Here is a 20,189-nt window from a genome sequence, read left to right as displayed (position 1 = left end):
TTCCCCGGCGGCTCGGACCGCTTTAACGCAGACTTCTAGGGTTTTTCATGACGCGCTACATATTCGTCACGGGCGGTGTTGTTTCTTCATTGGGGAAAGGCATTGCATCGGCTTCATTGGCGGCCATCCTGGAGGCGCGGGGACTTAAGGTCACCATGCTGAAGCTGGATCCGTACATCAACGTCGATCCGGGCACCATGAGCCCGTTCCAGCACGGTGAAGTGTTCGTCACCCACGACGGCGCCGAGACCGACCTGGACCTGGGTCACTACGAGCGGTTCATCCGCACGACCATGACCCAGAACAACAACTTCACCACCGGCCGTGTCTACGAACACGTCCTGCGCAAAGAGCGCCGTGGTGATTACCTGGGCGCGACCATCCAGGTGATCCCGCACATCACCGACGAAATCAAGCGCCGGATCATCAAGGGCGCCGGCGATGCCGACGTGGCCATGGTCGAGATCGGTGGCACCGTGGGTGACATCGAATCCCAACCGTTCCTCGAAGCCATCCGCCAGCTGCGTTTCGAAGTCGGCGCCAAGCGCGCGATGCTGATGCACCTGACACTGGTGCCGTACATCGCCACTGCCGGCGAAACCAAAACCAAGCCAACCCAGCACTCGGTCAAGGAGCTGCGCTCCATCGGCCTGCAACCTGACGTGCTGGTGTGCCGCTCCGATCACCCGATCGACATCTCCTCGCGTCGCAAGATCGCGCAATTCACCAACGTTGAAGAACGTGCGGTAATCGCGCTGGAAGACGCCGACACCATCTACAAGATCCCGGGCATCCTGCATTCGCAAGGCCTGGATGATTTTGTGGTCGAGCGTTTCGGCCTGCAATGCGGCGGCGCCGATCTGTCCGAGTGGGAAGCCGTGGTTGACGCCAAGCTCAATCCTGAGCACGAAGTCACCATCGCCATGGTCGGCAAGTACATGGAATTGCTGGACGCCTACAAGTCGCTGATCGAAGCGATGAGTCACGCCGGCATCAGCAACCGCACCAAGGTCAACCTGCGCTACATCGATTCCGAAGACATCGAAAACCAGGGCACCGCGCTGCTGGAAGGCGTCGACGCGATTCTGGTTCCAGGCGGCTTCGGTCTGCGCGGCGTGGAAGGCAAGATCACCGCCGTCCAGTACGCTCGCGAAAACAAGGTTCCGTACCTCGGCATCTGCCTGGGCATGCAAGTGGCGGTCATCGAGTTCGCTCGTAACGTCATGGGCTGGAAAGACGCCAACTCCACCGAGTTCGATCGTGCAAGCGGTCACCCGGTCGTGGGTCTGATCACCGAGTGGGAAGACGCCACCGGCGCCGTCGAAACCCGTACCGAAACCTCCGATCTGGGCGGCACCATGCGTCTCGGCGCACAGGATTGCCTGCTGGAGCCGGGTTCCCTGGTCCACGGCTGCTACGGCAAGGACGTGATCGTCGAGCGTCACCGTCACCGCTACGAAGTGAACAACAACCTGCTGCCGAAAATCATGGAAGCCGGCCTGAAAATCTCCGGTCGCTCCGGTGATGGCGCGCTGGTTGAAGTGGTCGAAGCCCCGGATCATCCATGGTTCGTCGCTTGCCAGTTCCACCCTGAGTTCACCTCGACGCCACGCGACGGTCACCCGTTGTTCAGCGGCTTCGTCAAAGCAGCTTTGGCTCAACACCAGAAGAAGGCTTGAACCTTATGGCGCAGAAGATCATCCGCGTAGGCGATATCGAGATTGCCAACGACAAGCCAATGGTGCTTTTCGGTGGCATGAACGTGCTGGAAAGCCGCGACATGGCGATGCAGGTCTGCGAAGAGTACGTGAAGGTTACCGAGAAACTCGGTATCCCTTACGTGTTCAAGGCCAGCTTCGACAAGGCCAACCGTTCCTCCGTGACCTCTTACCGTGGCCCCGGCCTGGAAGAGGGCATGCGGATTTTCCAGGACATCAAGCAAGCCTTCGGCGTGCCGATCATCACCGACGTCCACGAGCCTGAACAGGCTGCGGTCGTCGCTGAAGTCTGCGACATCATCCAGCTGCCGGCCTTCCTGTCGCGCCAGACCGACCTCGTGGTCGCGATGGCCAAGACCGGTGCGGTGATCAACATCAAGAAAGCCCAGTTCCTCGCACCTCAGGAAATGAAACACATCCTGAACAAGTGCGTGGAAGCGGGTAACGATCAGTTGATCCTCTGCGAGCGTGGTTCTAGCTTCGGCTACAACAACCTGGTGGTCGACATGCTCGGCTTCGGCATCATGAAGCAGTTCGAGTACCCGGTGTTCTTCGACGTGACCCACGCGCTGCAAATGCCTGGCGGTCGTGCCGATTCCGCCGGCGGTCGTCGCGCCCAGGTCCTCGATCTGGCGAAAGCCGGGATCAGCCAGTCACTGGCCGGTCTGTTCCTCGAAGCACACCCGGACCCGGACAACGCCAAATGCGACGGCCCTTGCGCCTTGCGTCTGGACAAACTGGAGCCATTCCTGGCCCAGCTCAAAGCTTTGGACGAACTGGTGAAGAGTTTTCCGACGGTAGAAACCGCGTAATCCTCATTTCTCCGGTAAAGTACCGCACGATTTGTTGCTCAGGCCCTCGGGCCTGAGCCTTATCGTCCGCAAGTCTGCCCGTTGCACATCACTTGCCGGCGATAAAAGATTTCCTTCAGCTGCGTCGTTTTCGTCAACTTTGGAGTGTTTACAACAATGGCAAAAATCGTCGACATCAAAGGTCGTGAAGTTCTCGACTCCCGTGGCAACCCCACCGTGGAAGCGGACGTGCTTCTCGATAACGGCATCATCGGCAGCGCTTGCGCGCCGTCCGGTGCTTCCACTGGCTCGCGTGAAGCGCTCGAGCTGCGTGATGGCGACAAGAGCCGTTACCTGGGCAAAGGCGTTCTGAAAGCCGTCGCCAACATCAACGGTCCGATCCGCGACCTGTTGAAAGGTACAGATCCGAGCGACCAGAAAGCGCTGGATCACGCGATGATCAAGCTGGACGGTACTGAAAACAAAGGCTCCCTGGGCGCCAACGCGATCCTCGCCGTTTCCCTGGCTGCGGCCAAGGCAGCAGCTCAGGACCAGGACCTGCCGCTGTACGCACACATCGCCAACCTGAACGGCACCCCGGGTGTTTACTCGATGCCGGTTCCGATGATGAACATCATCAACGGTGGCGAGCACGCCGATAACAACGTCGACATCCAGGAATTCATGGTTCAGCCGGTTGGCGCCAAGTCTTTCTCGGAAGGTCTGCGCATGGGCACCGAGATTTTCCATCACCTCAAAGCTGTGTTGAAGGCTCGTGGCCTGAGCACTGCCGTCGGTGACGAAGGTGGTTTCGCACCGAACCTGGCTTCCAACGAAGACGCTTTGAAAGTGATCTCCGAAGCCGTGGCCAACGCCGGTTACAAGCTGGGCACCGACGTGACCCTGGCACTGGACTGCGCGGCCAGCGAGTTCTACGAAGACGGCAAGTACAACCTGTCCGGCGAAGGCCAGGTGTTCACCGCTGAAGGTTTCGCCGATTACCTGAAAGGCCTGACCGAGCGTTACCCGATCATCTCCATCGAAGATGGCCTGGACGAGTCCGACTGGGCTGGCTGGAAAATCCTCACCGACAAGATCGGCGAGAAAACCCAGCTGGTAGGCGACGACCTGTTCGTAACCAACACCAAGATCCTGAAAGAAGGCATCGATAAAAAGATCGCCAACTCGATCCTGATCAAGTTCAACCAGATCGGCACCCTGACCGAAACCCTGGAAGCCATCCAGATGGCCAAGGCCGCCGGTTACACCGCCGTGATCTCGCACCGCTCCGGCGAAACCGAAGATTCGACCATTGCCGACCTGGCTGTGGGCACTTCGGCTGGCCAGATCAAGACCGGCTCCCTGTGCCGTTCCGACCGCGTTTCCAAGTACAACCAACTGCTGCGTATCGAAGAGCAGTTGAACGGCAAGGCCAAGTACAACGGCCGCAGCGAGTTCCGCGGTTAAGCTGTAGAAGGTAAAAAGACACCGGATTGTGTCGGAAAAATCGCGACAGCGACGTTTTTGCCACTAATCTGATGCCTTAAGAGCACAAGCCTGGATTTTCCAGGCTTCGTGCTATCAGAAGCTTCAAAGTTTTGGCATGGCTGTCTTTTTTCACTGGATACCTGATATTCGATGCGCAGTCCCAATTGGTTGTTCCTCGTCTTGCTCTTGTTGCTGGCTGGCCTGCAATACCGCCTGTGGGTGGGTAATGGCAGTCTGGCGCAAGTGGCCGAGCTGACTCAGCAGATCGCGGATCAACATGCTGAGAACGAAGGCCTGCTGGAGCGCAATCGGGTCATGGACGCTGAAGTCAGTGAATTGAAAAAAGGCATGGAGACCGTTGAAGAGCGGGCTCGCCATGAGTTGGGCATGGTCAAGGACGGTGAAACCCTTTACCAGTTGGCTCAATGAATTCCTCGTTACCGGCCTTCTGGGCCGTTATCCCTGCCGCGGGCGTCGGTGCCCGTATGGCCGCAGACCGTCCCAAGCAATACTTGCACCTGGGCGGGCGCACTATTCTTGAACACAGCCTTGGCTGTTTCCTTGATCATCCTTCCCTGAAGGGACTGGTGGTCAGTCTGGCTGTTGATGATCCTTATTGGCCCAATCTGGCATGCGCCGGCGATTCGCGTATTCAACGCGTTGACGGTGGTGCCGAGCGTTCCGGGTCGGTGCTCAATGCCTTGCTGCACTTGCATGCGTTGGGTGCGGACGATGAGGATTGGGTGTTGGTCCACGATGCGGCGCGGCCGAATCTGAGCCGCGATGATCTGGACAAGTTGCTGGTTGAACTGGCTGACGATCCGGTCGGCGGGCTGCTGGCGGTTCCGGCACGCGATACCCTGAAGCGGGTCGACAAGCACGGTCGTGTCGTTGAAACCGTGGACCGCAGCGTGATCTGGCAGGCGTATACGCCGCAGATGTTTCGACTTGGCGCGTTGCATCGGGCGTTGGCGGACAGTCTGGTGGCGGATGCTGTTATCACTGATGAAGCGTCGGCGATGGAGTGGGCTGGTTCATCGCCACGCCTTATCGAAGGGCGTTCCGACAATCTCAAGGTCACACGTCCCGAAGATCTGGAATGGTTGAGACAGCGCTGGGCTAACCGCCGCTGATTCTTCAGCGCTTGATAGATTGCAATCGCGGGCAAGCCCGCTCCCACAGTTTTTTGTAGTCCTTGTGGGAGCGGGCTTGCCCGCGATGGCGGCGGTCCAGACAACCAGCATTCCACTGACACACCGACCCTCTTCTAACTCCGGTACTCCGGCCTTTCGGCCAACCCTTCCTTCAAATAATCCACCAACTTGCGCACCTTCGGCGACAGATGCCGCTGCTGTGGATAAAGCGCCCAAACGGCAGTGTTCGGCGGCTGATGAGCCTCCAGCAGCGAAATCAATTCCCCGCTTTTCAGATGCTCCAGCACATAGTAATCCGGCAACTGACAGAGCCCGACGCCCTGTAACGCCGCATCCAGCACCGCTTGCCCACTGTTGCAACGCCAGTTTCCCTGCACCCGCTGGGAAAATTCCCGCCCGTTCTGTTCCAGTTGCCACAGGTCCGAACTACCGATGAGGCAGTTGTGGCGGCTCAATTCCGACAAGCTATGTGGGCGACCATACCGTTCCAGGTAGGACGGCGACGCACACAAATACATGCGTCGCGGTGCCAGTCGCGTCGCCACCAGTCGTGAGTCCTGAAGGCGGCCGAGGCGGATCGCCAGGTCCAGGCCTTCATGCACCAGGTCGAGTTGCCGGTTGCTCAGCTCGATATCAATCCGCAGTTGCGGATAGAGCCCCATGAATCGCGTCACCAGCGGCACGATAAAGCGCTCGCCGTAGGCCACCGCGCAGGTCATGCGCAACATGCCTTTGGGCTCGCTGGTCAGGTCGCCGACAGCTCTGAGTGCCTCTTCACGACCGTCCTGCAACCGTTGGCAATGCTGCAAAAACGTTTGCCCGGCTTCGGTCAGCGTGACTCGCCGGGTGCTGCGATAAAGCAGGCGCGTCTGAAGGCGTTCTTCGAGGCGTACTATTTGGCGACTGATGTGGGAGGAAGACACCCCAAGACGCTCCGCCGCCGCCGTAAACTGGCTGCACTCGGCCACGGCGACGAACTCGTCGATACCTTCCCAGCGGTTCTCGGACATTAACGATTATCCCTGTGTGGCAATAATGTTTTGCTTTTGTCCGGATTATTCACCGTAAGGCGCTGTATTACACTCACTGTCTCGTTTTATTCACTGGAGAACCAACATGATCAAGTCGCGCGCCGCCGTTGCCTTCGAGGCCAAGAAACCCCTCGAGATCGTTGAAGTCGATGTCGCCCTGCCCAAGGCCGGTGAAGTTCTGTTGCGTGTGGTTGCCTCCGGTGTCTGTCATACCGATGCCTACACCCTGTCGGGCGCTGACCCGGAAGGTATCTTCCCGTCGATCCTCGGTCATGAAGGTGGCGCGGTGGTTGAAGCGATCGGCGAGGGCGTGACCTCGGTCGCTGTCGGCGATCATGTGATCCCGCTGTACACCCCGGAATGCCGCCAGTGCAAATTCTGCCTGTCGGGCAAGACCAACCTGTGCCAGGCGATTCGTGCGACCCAGGGCAAAGGCCTGATGCCAGATGGCACCACGCGTTTTTCCTACAAGGGCCAGCCGATTTTCCACTACATGGGCACCTCGACGTTCTCCGAATACACCGTGCTGCCGGAAATCTCCGTCGCCAAGATTCCTAAAGAAGCGCCACTGGAAAAAGTCTGCCTGCTGGGCTGCGGCGTCACCACCGGCATTGGCGCGGTACTCAACACAGCCAAGGTGAAACCGGGTGATACCGTGGCGATTTTCGGTCTTGGCGGTATTGGTCTGTCGGCGGTCATTGGCGCGGTAAAAGCCAAGGCTGCGCGCATCATCGCCATCGACATCAACCCGGCCAAATTCGAAATCGCCAAACAGTTGGGTGCAACCGACTGCGTGAACCCGAAAGACTTCGACCGTCCGATCCAGGAAGTCATCGTCGACATGACCGATGGCGGCGTCGACTTTTCCTTCGAATGCATCGGCAATGTCCAATTGATGCGCGCCGCACTTGAGTGCTGCCACAAAGGCTGGGGCGAGTCGGTGATCATCGGCGTCGCCGGTGCCGGTCAGGAAATCGCTACCCGCCCATTCCAGTTGGTCACCGGTCGCGTCTGGCGCGGTTCGGCGTTCGGCGGTGTGCGCGGTCGTACCGAGTTGCCGAGCTATGTCGAAATGGCCGAGACCGGCGAAATCCCGCTGGATACGTTCATCACCCACACCATGGGCCTGGAAGATATCAACAAGGCTTTCGACCTGATGCATGAAGGAAAAAGCATCCGTTCCGTCATTCATTTCTGAGGTCGGTCATGAGCCTGGAAAATATCTCCTGCCAGAAAAGCTTCGGCGGCTGGCACAAACGCTACCGGCACCGCTCCGACGTGCTCGGTTGCGACATGGTGTTTGCCGTGTACCTGCCGCCGCAAGCGGAGCAGGGCGGCAAACTGCCGGTGCTGTACTGGTTGTCCGGCCTGACCTGCACCGACGAAAACTTCATGCAAAAGGCCGGCGCCATGCGCATGGCCGCCGAGCTTGGGTTGATCATCGTTGCCCCGGACACCAGCCCGCGCGGTCCCGATGTGCCGGGTGATCCGGACGGTGCCTGGGACTTCGGCCTCGGCGCCGGGTTTTATCTGAATGCCACGCAGGAACCCTGGTCGCGGCACTATCGGATGCATGACTATGTCGTGCAGGAATTGCCGGCATTGGTCGAAGCCCATTTCCCGGCTTCGGACAAGCGCGGTATCAGCGGCCACTCCATGGGCGGTCACGGCGCGCTGGTCTGTGCGTTGCGCAATCCGGGGCGTTATCAGTCGGTGTCGGCGTTCTCGCCGATCAACAATCCGATAGATTGCCCGTGGGGTCAGAAAGCCTTTTCCCGTTACCTGGGCGAAGACCGTTCGAAGTGGCGCGAGTGGGATGCCTGTGCGCTGATTGCCGAGGCTGACGAGAAGCTGCCGCTGTTGGTCGACCAAGGTGATCGAGATGATTTTCTCGCCACCCAGCTCAAGCCTGAAGCCCTGCAACAGGCGGCCAAACTGGCCGGTCATCCGCTGACGTTGCGCTTGCAACCGGGCTACGACCACAGCTATTTCTTCATCGCCAGCTTCATCGATGAACACTTGCAGCATCATGGACGTGCTCTAAGCGCCTAATGACTGACAAAGCAGGTAGAATCACGCCCTGACAAAAATCGGGGCGTTTTTTTATGCGTATTGGCCACGGCTATGATGTGCACCGTTTCGCTGAAGGCGATTTCATTACTCTGGGCGGCGTGCGCATTGCACACGGCTTCGGGCTGCTCGCTCATTCCGACGGTGACGTCCTGCTGCACGCCTTGAGCGATGCCTTGCTCGGCGCTGCTGCGCTGGGTGATATCGGCAAGCATTTCCCGGACACCGACCCGACATTCAAGGGTGCCGACAGCCGTGTGCTGTTGCGTCATGTCGTCGCACTGGTCCACGCCAAGGGCTGGAAGGTCGGCAACGTCGATAACACCATCGTCGCCCAGGCGCCAAAAATGGCCCCGCATATCGAATCGATGCGTGCGCTGATTGCCGCGGATCTTCAAGTTGAGTTGGATCAAGTGAACGTGAAAGCTACCACCACCGAAAAGCTCGGCTTTGTCGGTCGCGAAGAAGGTATTGCCGTGCACTCCGTTGCCTTGTTGCTGCGCGCATGAACGAACTGCAATTGCTTGGCCCGCGTGCCTATGGTGAAGCCCTCGGCACCGCTGTACTGAAAGCTACGGCGGAAGATTTCCAGGTCGATGAAGTCCTCAATATTCCGCTCAGCGGCGACGGCGAGCACCTGTGGATCTGGGTGGAAAAACGCGGCCTGAATACCGAAGAGGCAGCACGTCGAATCGCCAAGGCGGCGGGCGTGCCATTGCGCACCGTCAGTTACGCCGGTCTCAAGGATCGTCAGGCGCTGACGCGTCAGTGGTTCAGCGTGCAACTGCCGGGCAAGGCCGACCCTGATCTGTCGGCGGCCGAAAACGATACGCTGAAAATCCTCAAGACCGGTCGGCACAAACGCAAGCTGCAACGCGGCGCCCACTCGGCCAACGGTTTCACCTTGCGCCTCACGCAATTCGCTGGCGACAAAGCGGCGATCGAAGCGCGTCTGCAACTGATCGCCAAACAAGGTATTCCGAATTATTTCGGCGCCCAGCGTTTCGGCTTTGACGGTGGCAACGTGGTCGATGCCCGTAGCTGGGCCGCGCGCAAGGCCTTGCCGGAGCAGCGCAACGTGCGTTCGCGTCTGCTTTCCACCGCCCGCAGTTTTCTGTTTAACCAAGTGTTGGCGGCGCGCGTTGCTGATGGCACCTGGCAGCAAGCGCAGGTTGGCGATCTGTTGGCGTTTACCGACAGCCGCAGTTTTTTCCCGGCTGGTGAGGCCGAGTGCAGCGACCCGCGTCTGGCGATTCTCGACCTGCACCCGACCGGCCCACAGTGGGGTGAAGGTGACTCGCCGGCGACGGGCGCTGTCCATGAACTGGAGCAGGCAATCGCTGCCCGCGAAGCAGACCTTCGCGATTGGTTGATTAACGCCGGAATGAGCCACGAACGTCGCATCCTGCGGCTGCCCATTGGTGGGTTGACGTGGCATTATCCCGAGCCTGACATTCTGCAACTGGAATTCGTCCTGCCGGCCGGATGCTTTGCCACTGTATTGGTGCGCGAGCTTGTTGATCTGGTGCCGGTGGGGCAGACGGACAGCCCATGCGTATTCTGATTTCTAACGACGATGGGGTAACCGCACCCGGTCTCGCCGCGCTTTATGCTGCGCTGGCGGATTACACCGAATGCGTGGTTATCGCCCCGGACCAGGACAAAAGCGGCGCCAGCAGTTCGCTGACGCTCGACCGTCCGTTGCACCCGCAAACCCTGGCCAACGGCTTTATCAGCCTTAATGGCACACCGACCGATTGCGTGCACCTGGGCCTCAACGGCTTGCTGGAGCGCGAAGCGGACATGGTGGTTTCCGGCATTAACCTGGGCGCCAACCTGGGGGACGATGTGTTGTATTCCGGTACCGTGGCAGCGGCCCTCGAGGGGCGTTTCCTGAAGCGGCCATCGTTTGCCTTTTCGTTGGTCTCACGGCAGGTCGAGAACCTTCCCACAGCCGCTTACTTTGCGCGCAAACTGGTGGAAGCCCACGCTGACCTTGACCTGCCACCGCGCACGGTGCTGAACGTGAACATTCCCAATTTGCCGCTGGACCACATCCGCGGAATCCAGCTGACGCGCCTCGGCCATCGCGCCCGCGCCGCGGCACCGATGAAAGTGGTCGACCCGCGCGGCAAGTCCGGTTACTGGATCGCCGCCGCCGGGGACGCCGAAGACGGCGGCCCGGGCACCGACTTCCATGCGGTGATGCAAGGCTATGTATCCATCACGCCGCTGCAACTGGATCGCACCTTCAATGATGCTTTCGCAAGTCTCGACGGCTGGCTGGAGGGACTGCGCTGATGGCTCGTGAACAAGACCCGATGCATCGCGGTATCGGGATGACCTCGCAACGTACCCGCGAGCGTCTGATTCAGCGGTTGTACGAGGAAGGCATTTCCAACACCAAGGTGCTGGAAGTGATCCGTCTTACGCCACGACACCTGTTTGTCGACGAAGCGCTGGCGCACCGTGCCTACGAAGACACGGCGTTGCCGATCGGTAACAACCAGACGATCTCCCAGCCTTACATGGTGGCCCGCATGAGCGAGCTGCTGCTGGAAGCGGGGCCTCTGGACAAGGTAATGGAAATCGGCACAGGGTCGGGTTATCAGACCGCAATCCTGTCGCAACTGGTCGAGCGGGTTTTTTCCGTCGAACGCATCAAGGTTCTGCAGGACCGGGCCAAGGAACGCCTGGTTGATCTGAACTTGCGCAATGTGGTTTTCCGCTGGGGCGATGGTTGGGAAGGCTGGCCTGCGCTGGCGCCGTACAACGGCATTATCGTGACGGCGGTGGCAACCGATGTACCTCAGGCCTTGCTTGATCAGTTGGCACCTGGAGGGCGACTGGTCATACCGGTCGGCTCGGGTGAAGTGCAACAGTTGATGCTGATCATCCGCGAAGAACACGGGTTTTCCAGGCGTGTTCTGGGGGCGGTGCGTTTCGTTCCATTGCTCAACGGCCCCCTGGCCTGAGCATTTGTCCGGGCGCTGTGAATTCTCTTCGATTGCCTCTGTCTTACAGCGGCGTCGATCGGTTAAACGGGTTTCATCGTCAGGTAGCAAACGTGTGCTTCGCTTCATTAAAGGTAAAGCCTGCACAGCCCGTTATACTGGTGACACTTCATGCCGGGAGCGCGGCAATTCAATATTTCAGCCACCACAAAGGGAGCGGCGGGTGAGTCTCACAGTCATTGCGCAGCGAATGGGTATAACGAGCTTTCAGCGCCTGGTGACTGGCCTAGTCTTGAGTACCTTGCTGGTCGGTTGTTCCAGCAACAAGTCGAGCGACGTACGCGTCGTCGATCGCAACAATGCCGTGGCCCAGCGTCCGGCAGTGACCACGGGTCAGTATGTGGTTCGACCTAAAGACACCTTGTTTTCCATCGCCTTCCGCTACGGCTGGGACTACAAAGCCCTCGCCGCACGCAACAACATTCCTGCGCCTTACACGATACATCCGGGTCAGACGATTCGCTTTGACGGTCGCACCGGTTCAACGCCGACGGCGGTGGCCAGCCCGGCCGATTCGGCGCCTTCATCGTCGAGTAAAACCACAGTAATCCGGCGCCAGCCAAATGGCGCAACTACGACGACAACGGTGGTTGCACCGTCCGTCGCCAACAAGCCAGCACCCGCTCCGATGCCTCCCGCAGGCCCGGCCCCGACCGGCTGGGGGTGGCCTTCTAATGGCATTCTCATTGGAAAATTCTCTTCAAACGGTAGTTTGAATAAAGGAATTGATATCGCCGGGGATTTGGGACAGCCTGTTTTAGCTGCGTCTGATGGGACGGTGGTATACGCCGGGAGTGGCTTAAGGGGCTACGGCGAATTGGTCATCATCAAACACAGCGACACCTACGTCAGTGCCTACGGTCACAACCGCAGGCTGTTGGTTCGGGAGGGGCAGCAGGTCAAGGTCGGACAGACAATTGCCGAAATGGGGTCAACGGGTACAGACCGGGTGAAACTGCATTTTGAGATTCGCCGACAAGGTAAACCTGTAGATCCGCTGCAGTTCCTGCCACGTCGTTGATTTGTTACCAGCCTGTTCCGTCACGTAGAGGGAACAGGCTCCAGCGTTGCCAAGGATAAAGGCGCCGCTTGAGCCTGAGGTCGAACTCACCAAAGGACTATAACAATGGCTCTCAGTAAAGAAGTGCCGGAGTTTGACATCGACGATGAGGTTCTCCTGATGGAGACCGGCATCGGTACGGATTCGATGTCGAATGATGAAGGGGCTGCTCCACCTTCCGTTCGTGCCAAATCCAGACACTCCGCCTCGTTAAAGCAACACAAGTACATCGATTACACGCGTGCGCTCGATGCCACGCAGCTGTACCTCAATGAAATCGGCTTTTCCCCTCTGCTGTCCCCCGAAGAAGAAGTTCACTTTGCACGCTTGTCGCAAAGTGGCGATCCGGCCGGGCGCAAACGCATGATTGAAAGCAACCTGCGGCTGGTGGTGAAAATCGCCCGACGCTATGTCAATCGTGGCTTGTCGCTGCTGGACCTGATCGAAGAGGGCAACCTCGGACTGATTCGGGCGGTAGAAAAGTTCGACCCCGAACGTGGCTTCCGCTTTTCGACCTACGCAACCTGGTGGATTCGTCAGACCATCGAGCGCGCGATCATGAATCAGACCCGGACCATCCGGTTGCCGATCCATGTGGTCAAAGAGCTTAACGTGTACCTGAGGGCCGCACGGGAGCTGACGCAAAAACTCGATCATGAACCCTCACCCGAAGAAATCGCCAACCTGCTGGAAAAACCGGTGGGCGAGGTCAAGCGCATGCTGGGCCTGAACGAGCGGGTTTCTTCGGTCGATGTCTCACTGGGTCCGGATTCGGATAAAACCCTGCTGGACACCCTTACCGACGACCGTCCGACCGATCCATGCGAACTGCTGCAGGATGACGACCTGTCCCAGAGCATCGATCAATGGCTTTCGGAATTGACCGACAAGCAACGCGAAGTGGTCATACGCCGCTTCGGCTTGCGCGGGCACGAGAGCAGCACGCTGGAAGATGTAGGCCTGGAAATTGGCCTGACCCGGGAACGCGTCAGACAGATTCAGGTTGAAGGCCTGAAGCGTCTTCGGGAGATTCTGGAGAAAAATGGCTTGTCGAGTGAGTCGCTGTTCCAATAAGCGAATCGCTTGAGCGGCATGCAAAAAGCCCCGACTGGTTCGGGGCTTTTTGTTGTCTGGCTGATGCTCCTGCAATGACGATATGTTTGTAGTCTTGCGGTGTAAGTCTTGGCTTACTCTTGCGTAAGTGTTCGCTATTTTTACACCCTGGAAGACGACTACTGTTCGCCGATGATTTTTTTAATGCTTTGATTTTTATAGGTATTTATAAAAATCAGGAGCATGTGACAGCGGATTTTTGCCGCAGAGGGTGATTGCTCTTGCTCGGGAATTCTCTAGTATTCAGGTTGTGTCGACGGACAGACACGCCCTTCAAGGATGAGGGGAAAGGACATTGCAGGATGCGATTCATCAGGACGATGAAAAGGAACACAGGGAATAGGGAAAAAATGTGGGCGGGTCAAACCGCCCCTTTTTTTTGTCTTTTTTTTGGTTTGGGTGCCACTTTATTTTCCGCGTGGGCACTGTTCTTTGTAGGAGCCAGCTTGCTGGCGATGGCGGCTTGATAGCCGACCGTTTTCTTCCTGGTGTACATATCCGTTTCTGCGGTAACGGCGGCTATTGGTTTCGCCCTTACGGCGAGTCACTTGCAAAAGCGGCAAGTAACCAAGCGCTCTTGCCCCTTTCGTTCGGTGCCTCGCCTAGGCTCGGCATGCCCTCACTCCGGTCCTGCTCCGTGGGCCCGCCGCCATCGGCCATCCATGGCCGGGGGCGGCTAACCCGGCATCCATGCCGGGTTGCCCACTGCGCAGAACCTCCACTCGGCCTCTCGAGGGGGCGTGTACCTCAAGATCAAAAGCTGAAGGCGAGCTAACGCTCGGCCTGATGAGTGGTGAAAATCAAAAGCGTACGTGCCCCTCTGTAGGAGCTGGCTTGCCAGCGATGGTGGTCAACGACAACGCATGCTGCCTGGGTAGACGCGGCGCACTTGAATCCATCGCTCCTACAGGAGTGGCGTGATCCCGTTTCTCTCACACGACACAGAATCTGTAGGAGCTGGCTTGCCAGCGATGGTGGTCAACGATAACGCGTGCTGTCTGGATAGACGCGGCGCACTTGAGTCCATCGCCAGCAGGCTGGCTCCTACAGGCGTGGCGTGATCCCGGTTCTCTCACACGACACAGAATCTGTAGGAGCTGGCTTGCCAGCGATGGTCGTCAACGGTAACGCGTGCTGTCTGGATAGACGCGGCGCACTTGAATCCATCGCCAGCAAGCCGGCTCCTACAGGAGTGGCGTGATCCCGGTTCTGTCTCACGATACAAAATTTGTAGGAGCCGGCTTGCTGGCGATGGTCGTTAACGATAACGCGTGAAACCTGCTTCAACGCGGCGTACTTGAATCCATCGCCAGCAGGCTGGCTCCTACAGGAGTGGCGTGATCCCGTTTCTCTCACACGACACAGAATCTGTAGGAGCTGGCTTGCCAGCGATGGTCGTTAACGATAACGCGTGCTTTCTGGATAGACGCGGCGCACTTGAGTCCATCGCCAGCAGGCTGGCTCCTACAGGAGTGGCGTGATCCCGTTTCTCTCACACGACACAGAATCTGTAGGAGCTGGCTTGCCAGCGATGGTGGTCAACGATAACGCGTGCTGTCTGGATAGACGCGGCGCACTTGAATCCATCGCCAGCAAGCCGGCTCCTACAGGTTTTTGCGTTATCAACTTTTTTGCCTGCAAAAAAGCAAAAAGGCCCGCAAGGGGCCTTTTCGGGAACGCAGGGTCAATCAGCGTTCGAGGTCTTTGATCTTGCCTTTGACGCCATCCCACTCTTCGGCATCGGGCAGCGATTCTTTCTTCTCGGTGATGTTCGGCCAGATTTCGGCCAACTCAACGTTCAGCTGAATGAATTCCTGCATCTCTTCCGGGACTTCATCTTCGGAGAAGATGGCCACGGCAGGGCATTCTGGTTCGCACAGTGCGCAGTCGATGCACTCATCCGGGTGAATCACCAGGAAATTCGGGCCTTCGTAAAAGCAGTCCACCGGACAGACTTCTACGCAGTCGGTGTACTTGCACTTGATGCAGTTGTCGGTGACGACGAAGGTCATTTCTAATTTTCTCCTCAGGCGGCGGCAGCGGAGCCCCTTCACGTTGGGGTCGCCAGGTTTGGGAGCGATAGTCTGCAGGCCAGGCTATTAGCCTGCAGCATCCCAAACCGCGCGAGATTCTAACAGCTTGCAGGCAAGTGCGTTAGATCCGTGTCTTTAGTGTATAGAGCATTTCTAGTGCACGACGCGGTGTCAGGTCGTCCAGATCCAGTTTGGCCAGTTCTTCGAGTACCGGATGCGGCAGGCTGGCGAACATGTCGCTTTGCTGTGGCGCGGCCGATTTGCCTTTGGCAGCCTTGGGCACTTCATGTGGCAGCGCGGTGGCTTCCAGGCGACCCAGGTGCTCGCGAGCGCGCACGATCACTTCGCTCGGCACGCCGGCCAGTTGTGCAACGGCCAGGCCATAACTCTGGCTGGCAGGCCCGGGCAGCACGTGGTGCAGGAACACGATGCGCTCGTTGTGCTCAGTGGCATTGAGGTGCACGTTGGCCACCAGGGGTTGCGCTTCCGGTAGCACCGTCAGTTCAAAATAGTGTGTGGCGAACAGCGTGTAAGCCCGCAGCTGCGCCAGGCGTTCAGCCGCCGCCCATGCCAGGGACAGGCCGTCGAAGGTGCTGGTGCCGCGACCGACTTCGTCCATCAGCACCAGGCTGCGCTCGGTGGCGTTGTGCAGAATGTTGGCGGTTTCGCTCATTTCGACCATGAAGGTCGAGCGTCCACCGGCCAGGTCGTCGCTGGAACCGATCCGGGTAAAGATCCGGTCCACCAGCGACAATTCGCAACTGGCCGCCGGCACGAAGCTGCCGATGTGCGCCAGCAGTACGATCAACGCGGTCTGGCGCATGTAGGTGGATTTACCGCCCATGTTCGGACCGGTGATCACCAGCATGCGCGTGTTGTCGTCGAGGCTCAGGTCGTTGGCCACGAACGGCGTGGTCAGCACTTGCTCGACCACCGGGTGACGACCCTGGCTGATGCGCATGCACGGCTCGTCGACGAAGCGCGGGCAGTTCAGGTCGAGGTTCAGCGCGCGTTCGGCGAGGTTGCTCAGCACGTCCAGCTCGGCCAGGGCTGCAGCGGTGTCTTGCAGCGGCGGCAATTGGCTGATCAAGTCTTCGAGCAGCGCTTCGTAGAGCATCTTCTCGCGGGCGAGGGCGCGGCTCTTGGCCGACAGCGCCTTGTCCTCGAACGCCTTCAGTTCCGGCGTGATAAAGCGTTCGGCGCCTTTGAGCGTCTGGCGACGGATATAGTCGGCCGGCGCCGATTCAGCCTGCTTGCTCGGCAGCTCGATAAAGTAGCCGTGAATGCGGTTGTAACCGACTTTCAGGTGCGACAGACCGGTACGGGCCTTCTCGCGTGCTTCCAGATCGATCAGGAACTGCCCGGCGTTTTCGCTGAGCGATTGCAGGTCATCGAGTTCGCTGTCGTAACCGGTTTTCAACACGCCGCCGTCACGGATCACCGCAGGCGGGTTGTCGATGATGGCTTTTTCCAACAGGGCCGCCAGTTCCGGGTAGGTGCTGGTGGTTTTCGCCAGTTGAATAATGTGCGGCGCTTCCAGCTCGGCCATCGCCACTTGCAGCTCGGGCAATGCGCCGAGGGCATCGCGCAGACGCGCCAGGTCGCGAGGACGCGCATTACGCAAACCGATGCGCGCGAGAATCCGCTCGATGTCACCGATTTCCTTGAGCTGCGGTTGCAGCTTTTCGAAACGGTAAGCGTCGAGCAGGCACGTGATCGAGGTCTGGCGCGCCAGCAAAACGTTCAGATCCCGCAGCGGACGATTCAACCAGCGGGTCAGCAAGCGGCTGCCCATGGCGGTCTGGCAGCGATCGACCACCGATTGCAGCGTGTTGTCGCGGCCACCGGCCAGGTTGGTGTCCAGTTCCAGGTTGCGACGGCTTGCGCCATCCAGCACCACGGTGTCGTCCAGGCGCTCATGGCGCAGGCTGCGCAAATGGGGCAGGGCGGTGCGCTGGGTTTCCTTGGCGTAGCTGAGCAGGCAGCCCGCAGCGCCGATGGCCAGGGTCAGGTTCTCGCAGCCAAAACCCTTCAGGTCCTGGGTCGAAAACTGCTGGCAGAGACTTTTCAGCGCCGAGTCGCGCTCGAAATCCCACGGTGCACGACGACGAACCCCACGGCGTTTCTCCGCCGGCAAATCCTTCGGCCAGTCATCCGGGATCATCAGCTCCACCGGATTGACCCGCTCCAGTTCCGCCAGCAGGTTTTCCCAGCCCTTGATCTCCAGCACGGAGAAGTTGCCGCTGGTGATATCCAGCACCGCCAGACCGAACAGACGCTCGTCACCCAGCACCGCCGCGATCAGGTTGTCCCGACGCTCATCCAGCAGCGCTTCATCACTGACCGTGCCCGGCGTGATGATCCGCACCACTTGCCGATCCACCGGGCCTTTGCTGGTCGCCGGGTCGCCGACCTGTTCACAGATCACCACCGATTCGCCGAGCTTCACCAGTTTCGCCAGGTAACCTTCCGCGGCGTGGTAAGGAATCCCACACATCGGAATCGCCTGACCGGCCGACTGCCCACGGGCGGTCAGGGTGATGTCCAGCAACTTGGCGGCCTTCTTCGCGTCTTCATAGAAGATCTCGTAGAAGTCACCCATGCGGTAGAACATCAACTGGTCGGGGTGCTGGTTCTTCAGGCGCCAGTACTGCTGCATCATTGGCGTGTGAGAGGACAGATCGGAGAGTGCTTTATTCATCGGATAATCAGGCAAATTCGTTGAAAGGTGTAGGGCAAAGGAGGGACATCGGCCCGGCTTTTCCGCGATGGGCGCAAGGTTACCATGGGCGGTCCGCCCGACGCAGGCAACTAAAGCTGTGCGATACATTTCTGCTGTCTATGCATGAATTATGCAATTCTGCATTTGCCTCGGTAAAAAAGATCAAGCACTATGCGCGTTATGCAAAAACGCAATGTTTCTTCCGTCTTAAGAGCGCTGCTCGATCAGCACGGGATCTCCCCCACGGAGCTTCACCGTCGCACCGGCGTGCCTCAATCCACTCTCTCGCGGATCCTCGGCGGGAAGATTGTCGATCCTTCGGATAAGCACATTTCGAAGATCGCCGAGTACTTCGCCGTGAGCACCGATCAGTTGCGTGGCCGCGCGGATGTGGCGCCTGCCGCCAATTCCGGTCGCGATGAATTGCATTCCGAACTCAAGGACATAAGCCTGTGGGACGACGATACGCCTGTCGATGACGACGAGGTGTCGGTCCCCTTTCTTCGCGAGGTTGAATTGGCTGCTGGATCAGGAAGATTCGTCATCGAAGAAAGCGAGCGCTCTAGCCTGCGCTTCGGCAAGCGCAGCTTGCGCCATAACGGTGTGCAGTTCGACCAGGCCAAATGCGTGACGGTGCGTGGTAACAGCATGCTGCCGGTACTGCGCGACGGCGCCACCGTGGGGGTCAATGCCGGCAAGTGCGGGATCGGCGATATCGTCGATGGCGACCTTTATGCGATCAACCACAACGGTCAACTGCGGGTTAAACAGCTTTATCGCCTGCCCACGGGGATTCGCCTGCGCAGCTTCAATCGCGATGAACATCCGGACGAGGACTACACCTTCCAGGAGATCCAGGAAGAGCAGATTGTCATCCTCGGCCACGTCTTCTGGTGGGGCATGTACGCCCGCTAACCTCATTGCTGTCAGATAAAACCCGCCATCGTGCGGGTTTTTTTTCGCCTGCTGAAAACCCACCAACGCCTTTGTCTGCGGGGGCTTCATGCGTCAGTGCATTTCAAATGCATAAATAAATGCATTTGTGCATTGACTGTATATGCATCCATGCATATTCTTTGTCTCAAGCCGCTCAACAAAGCAGCTCGAAACGAAGTTCTTTAGTTCCACGACAAAGGCAGCGATGAACCGGCCTCAACGGTTCAGAGGGTTGGCAACTGACCCGGGTGTGCAGCGTAAAGCACCGAAAGCAGTTATCCGGCGGGCAGGGACCGCGGTCGGAAAAACAATCTGAATGGACCCGTACCGCGCCAGTAGCGCCGAAAGGTCAACGCGAAGGATCGCATTACTGAAAAGCCCGGCAAGCGCCGGGCTTTTTGGAATGCCTACCTCGTACGAGGTCGATCAACCTCATCCACAGAAAGGATTCGACACAAGCCAGGAGGCGTCGTGATGTTGAAAGATTGCAGATGTGGGCAGTGCAAAAGACTGCTCGCCCGGGTGGGTGAGTACACCGAGCTCCAGATCAAATGCTCCCGATGCGGAACATTGAATCACGTGAAGGCCGCGAGCCTTGAGCGATCGCCGTTGAGCGACAAAGAAGCGGCACATGCCGCAACTTCCCAATTGGCATAGAGCTGTTGGGTTAATCGTTCAGGAGAAACATATGCAACGTTTTACAGGTGTAGCCCAATCGTTCATGAATGCGTGCGAAGCGATCGCACCCGTTGCGGGTGTGGAGATGGAGGATCTAGTCAAGAAAACCTTCAATCGTCCAGCGCAGGCAGAGGAGATGTTCCAATTCAAATTGCTGATGGACGGGGGTTATTTCTCCAACGAAGGCGTTGGCCCGAAGGGCACGCCACTTTATCAACTGACGTGGAAGGGTTATGCGTTGCTGCAGGCTATGCGCCGTAACGAAAACGTTTGATAGCGGGTATGCGATGGGGGCAACTCACCGGCATTGCCTGAGTTCTGCGCCCGGTAACGTGGTTGAAGGGCAGGCTTGTCGATGGGCAGGCCTGCTATCCGAAGCAA

19 protein-coding genes are annotated in these 20,189 nt (G+C 58.6%); 16 read left to right on the top strand and 3 right to left on the bottom strand.

Going from position 1 to position 20,189, the window contains the following annotated elements; genetic code table 11:
* Positions 1-47 precede the first annotated feature (47 nt).
* From IB246_RS15460 to ispD, 5 genes are all read left to right on the top strand, one after another.
* Positions 48-1,679, top strand: coding sequence for a CTP synthase (locus IB246_RS15460; RefSeq protein WP_008028989.1), 1,632 nt, complete (start codon positions 48-50; stop codon positions 1,677-1,679).
* Positions 1,680-1,684: 5 nt separating this feature from the next.
* The gene (gene kdsA / locus IB246_RS15455) at positions 1,685-2,530 is read left to right on the top strand and encodes a 3-deoxy-8-phosphooctulonate synthase (RefSeq protein ID WP_008028990.1); all 846 of its coding nucleotides are present in this window, start codon (positions 1,685-1,687) and stop codon (positions 2,528-2,530) included.
* Between the two features lie 156 nt (positions 2,531-2,686).
* Positions 2,687-3,976, top strand: a complete 1,290-nt coding sequence (gene eno, locus IB246_RS15450; protein ID WP_008039408.1) for a phosphopyruvate hydratase — start codon at positions 2,687-2,689, stop codon at positions 3,974-3,976.
* A gap of 171 nt (positions 3,977-4,147) precedes the next feature.
* Complete coding sequence (gene ftsB / locus IB246_RS15445; RefSeq protein WP_008028992.1) at positions 4,148-4,426, top strand: cell division protein FtsB; 279 nt, start codon at positions 4,148-4,150, stop codon at positions 4,424-4,426.
* Positions 4,423-5,130, top strand: a complete 708-nt coding sequence (gene ispD, locus IB246_RS15440; protein ID WP_008028996.1) for a 2-C-methyl-D-erythritol 4-phosphate cytidylyltransferase — start codon at positions 4,423-4,425, stop codon at positions 5,128-5,130. Before ftsB ends, ispD begins: the two co-directional genes overlap by 4 nt.
* 134 nt (positions 5,131-5,264) lie before the next feature.
* On the opposite strand, the gene IB246_RS15435 is transcribed toward ispD, so the two are convergent.
* The gene (locus IB246_RS15435) at positions 5,265-6,161 is read right to left on the bottom strand and encodes a LysR substrate-binding domain-containing protein (protein ID WP_008039411.1); all 897 of its coding nucleotides are present in this window, start codon (positions 6,159-6,161) and stop codon (positions 5,265-5,267) included.
* A 106-nt stretch (positions 6,162-6,267) separates the two neighbouring features.
* On the opposite strand from IB246_RS15435, the gene IB246_RS15430 reads away from it, so the two are divergent.
* The 8 genes from IB246_RS15430 (at position 6,268) to rpoS (ending at position 13,400) form a co-directional block, all read left to right on the top strand.
* Entirely contained in the window at positions 6,268-7,380 is a 1,113-nt protein-coding gene (locus IB246_RS15430) for an S-(hydroxymethyl)glutathione dehydrogenase/class III alcohol dehydrogenase (RefSeq protein WP_008029001.1), read from the top strand.
* Positions 7,381-7,388: 8 nt separating this feature from the next.
* Positions 7,389-8,234, top strand: coding sequence for an S-formylglutathione hydrolase (fghA, locus tag IB246_RS15425; RefSeq protein WP_008039413.1), 846 nt, complete (start codon positions 7,389-7,391; stop codon positions 8,232-8,234).
* A 53-nt stretch (positions 8,235-8,287) separates the two neighbouring features.
* Positions 8,288-8,761 (top strand): 2-C-methyl-D-erythritol 2,4-cyclodiphosphate synthase, encoded by a 474-nt coding sequence (ispF, locus tag IB246_RS15420; RefSeq protein WP_008029005.1) that lies wholly within the window; start codon positions 8,288-8,290, stop codon positions 8,759-8,761.
* Complete coding sequence (truD, locus tag IB246_RS15415; protein ID WP_008029007.1) at positions 8,758-9,816, top strand: tRNA pseudouridine(13) synthase TruD; 1,059 nt, start codon at positions 8,758-8,760, stop codon at positions 9,814-9,816. Before ispF ends, truD begins: the two co-directional genes overlap by 4 nt.
* A complete protein-coding gene (surE, locus tag IB246_RS15410) occupies positions 9,804-10,553 on the top strand; it encodes a 5'/3'-nucleotidase SurE (RefSeq protein WP_008029009.1) in 750 nt (249 codons plus the stop codon). The genes truD and surE overlap by 13 nt, the downstream gene beginning before the upstream one ends.
* A 38-nt stretch (positions 10,554-10,591) precedes the next feature.
* Positions 10,592-11,227, top strand: coding sequence for a protein-L-isoaspartate(D-aspartate) O-methyltransferase (locus tag IB246_RS15405; RefSeq protein WP_177318174.1), 636 nt, complete (start codon positions 10,592-10,594; stop codon positions 11,225-11,227).
* Positions 11,228-11,429: 202 nt separating this feature from the next.
* Complete coding sequence (locus tag IB246_RS15400) at positions 11,430-12,287, top strand: peptidoglycan DD-metalloendopeptidase family protein (RefSeq protein WP_008039422.1); 858 nt, start codon at positions 11,430-11,432, stop codon at positions 12,285-12,287.
* A gap of 105 nt (positions 12,288-12,392) precedes the next feature.
* Positions 12,393-13,400: an RNA polymerase sigma factor RpoS gene (gene rpoS, locus IB246_RS15395; protein ID WP_008029016.1), complete on the top strand. Its 1,008-nt coding sequence runs from the start codon at positions 12,393-12,395 to the stop codon at positions 13,398-13,400.
* Positions 13,401-15,127: 1,727 nt separating this feature from the next.
* On the opposite strand, the gene fdxA is transcribed toward rpoS, so the two are convergent.
* On the bottom strand, positions 15,128-15,451 hold the full coding sequence (gene fdxA, locus IB246_RS15390) for a ferredoxin FdxA (protein WP_007908827.1): 324 nt from the start codon (positions 15,449-15,451) through the stop codon (positions 15,128-15,130).
* 142 nt (positions 15,452-15,593) lie between these two features.
* Entirely contained in the window at positions 15,594-18,173 is a 2,580-nt protein-coding gene (mutS, locus tag IB246_RS15385; RefSeq protein ID WP_008039328.1) for a DNA mismatch repair protein MutS, read from the bottom strand.
* A gap of 201 nt (positions 18,174-18,374) precedes the next feature.
* Here mutS and IB246_RS15380 point away from each other — a divergent pair, with 201 nt between their 5' ends.
* The 3 genes from IB246_RS15380 (at position 18,375) to IB246_RS15370 (ending at position 20,082) form a co-directional block, all read left to right on the top strand.
* A complete protein-coding gene (locus IB246_RS15380) occupies positions 18,375-19,109 on the top strand; it encodes an XRE family transcriptional regulator (RefSeq protein WP_008039327.1) in 735 nt (244 codons plus the stop codon).
* 495 nt (positions 19,110-19,604) lie between these two features.
* Positions 19,605-19,787, top strand: a complete 183-nt coding sequence (locus IB246_RS15375) for a Com family DNA-binding transcriptional regulator (protein ID WP_008039326.1) — start codon at positions 19,605-19,607, stop codon at positions 19,785-19,787.
* A gap of 31 nt (positions 19,788-19,818) precedes the next feature.
* Positions 19,819-20,082, top strand: coding sequence for a hypothetical protein (locus IB246_RS15370; RefSeq protein WP_008039325.1), 264 nt, complete (start codon positions 19,819-19,821; stop codon positions 20,080-20,082).
* The last annotated feature ends 107 nt before the right edge of the window (positions 20,083-20,189 follow it).

Source organism: Pseudomonas sp. PDM01 (assembly GCF_014852325.1).
GTDB lineage: Bacteria > Pseudomonadota > Gammaproteobacteria > Pseudomonadales > Pseudomonadaceae > Aquipseudomonas > Aquipseudomonas migulae.
This window is presented reverse-complemented; position numbering and strand designations above follow the sequence as displayed.

What these genes read in the sequence shown, in the direction of transcription:
- IB246_RS15460 (WP_008028989.1), top strand. Translation starts at nt 48, where the DNA reads ATGACGCGCTACATATTCGTCACGGGCGGTGTTGTTTCTTCATTGGGG.
- kdsA (WP_008028990.1), top strand. Translation starts at nt 1,685, where the DNA reads ATGGCGCAGAAGATCATCCGCGTAGGCGATATCGAGATTGCCAACGAC.
- eno (WP_008039408.1), top strand. Translation starts at nt 2,687, where the DNA reads ATGGCAAAAATCGTCGACATCAAAGGTCGTGAAGTTCTCGACTCCCGT.
- ftsB (WP_008028992.1), top strand. Translation starts at nt 4,148, where the DNA reads ATGCGCAGTCCCAATTGGTTGTTCCTCGTCTTGCTCTTGTTGCTGGCT.
- ispD (WP_008028996.1), top strand. Translation starts at nt 4,423, where the DNA reads ATGAATTCCTCGTTACCGGCCTTCTGGGCCGTTATCCCTGCCGCGGGC.
- IB246_RS15435 (WP_008039411.1), bottom strand. Translation starts at nt 6,161, where the DNA reads ATGTCCGAGAACCGCTGGGAAGGTATCGACGAGTTCGTCGCCGTGGCC.
- IB246_RS15430 (WP_008029001.1), top strand. Translation starts at nt 6,268, where the DNA reads ATGATCAAGTCGCGCGCCGCCGTTGCCTTCGAGGCCAAGAAACCCCTC.
- fghA (WP_008039413.1), top strand. Translation starts at nt 7,389, where the DNA reads ATGAGCCTGGAAAATATCTCCTGCCAGAAAAGCTTCGGCGGCTGGCAC.
- ispF (WP_008029005.1), top strand. Translation starts at nt 8,288, where the DNA reads ATGCGTATTGGCCACGGCTATGATGTGCACCGTTTCGCTGAAGGCGAT.
- truD (WP_008029007.1), top strand. Translation starts at nt 8,758, where the DNA reads ATGAACGAACTGCAATTGCTTGGCCCGCGTGCCTATGGTGAAGCCCTC.
- surE (WP_008029009.1), top strand. Translation starts at nt 9,804, where the DNA reads ATGCGTATTCTGATTTCTAACGACGATGGGGTAACCGCACCCGGTCTC.
- IB246_RS15405 (WP_177318174.1), top strand. Translation starts at nt 10,592, where the DNA reads ATGACCTCGCAACGTACCCGCGAGCGTCTGATTCAGCGGTTGTACGAG.
- rpoS (WP_008029016.1), top strand. Translation starts at nt 12,393, where the DNA reads ATGGCTCTCAGTAAAGAAGTGCCGGAGTTTGACATCGACGATGAGGTT.
- fdxA (WP_007908827.1), bottom strand. Translation starts at nt 15,451, where the DNA reads ATGACCTTCGTCGTCACCGACAACTGCATCAAGTGCAAGTACACCGAC.
- mutS (WP_008039328.1), bottom strand. Translation starts at nt 18,173, where the DNA reads ATGAATAAAGCACTCTCCGATCTGTCCTCTCACACGCCAATGATGCAG.
- IB246_RS15380 (WP_008039327.1), top strand. Translation starts at nt 18,375, where the DNA reads ATGCAAAAACGCAATGTTTCTTCCGTCTTAAGAGCGCTGCTCGATCAG.
- IB246_RS15375 (WP_008039326.1), top strand. Translation starts at nt 19,605, where the DNA reads ATGTTGAAAGATTGCAGATGTGGGCAGTGCAAAAGACTGCTCGCCCGG.
- IB246_RS15370 (WP_008039325.1), top strand. Translation starts at nt 19,819, where the DNA reads ATGCAACGTTTTACAGGTGTAGCCCAATCGTTCATGAATGCGTGCGAA.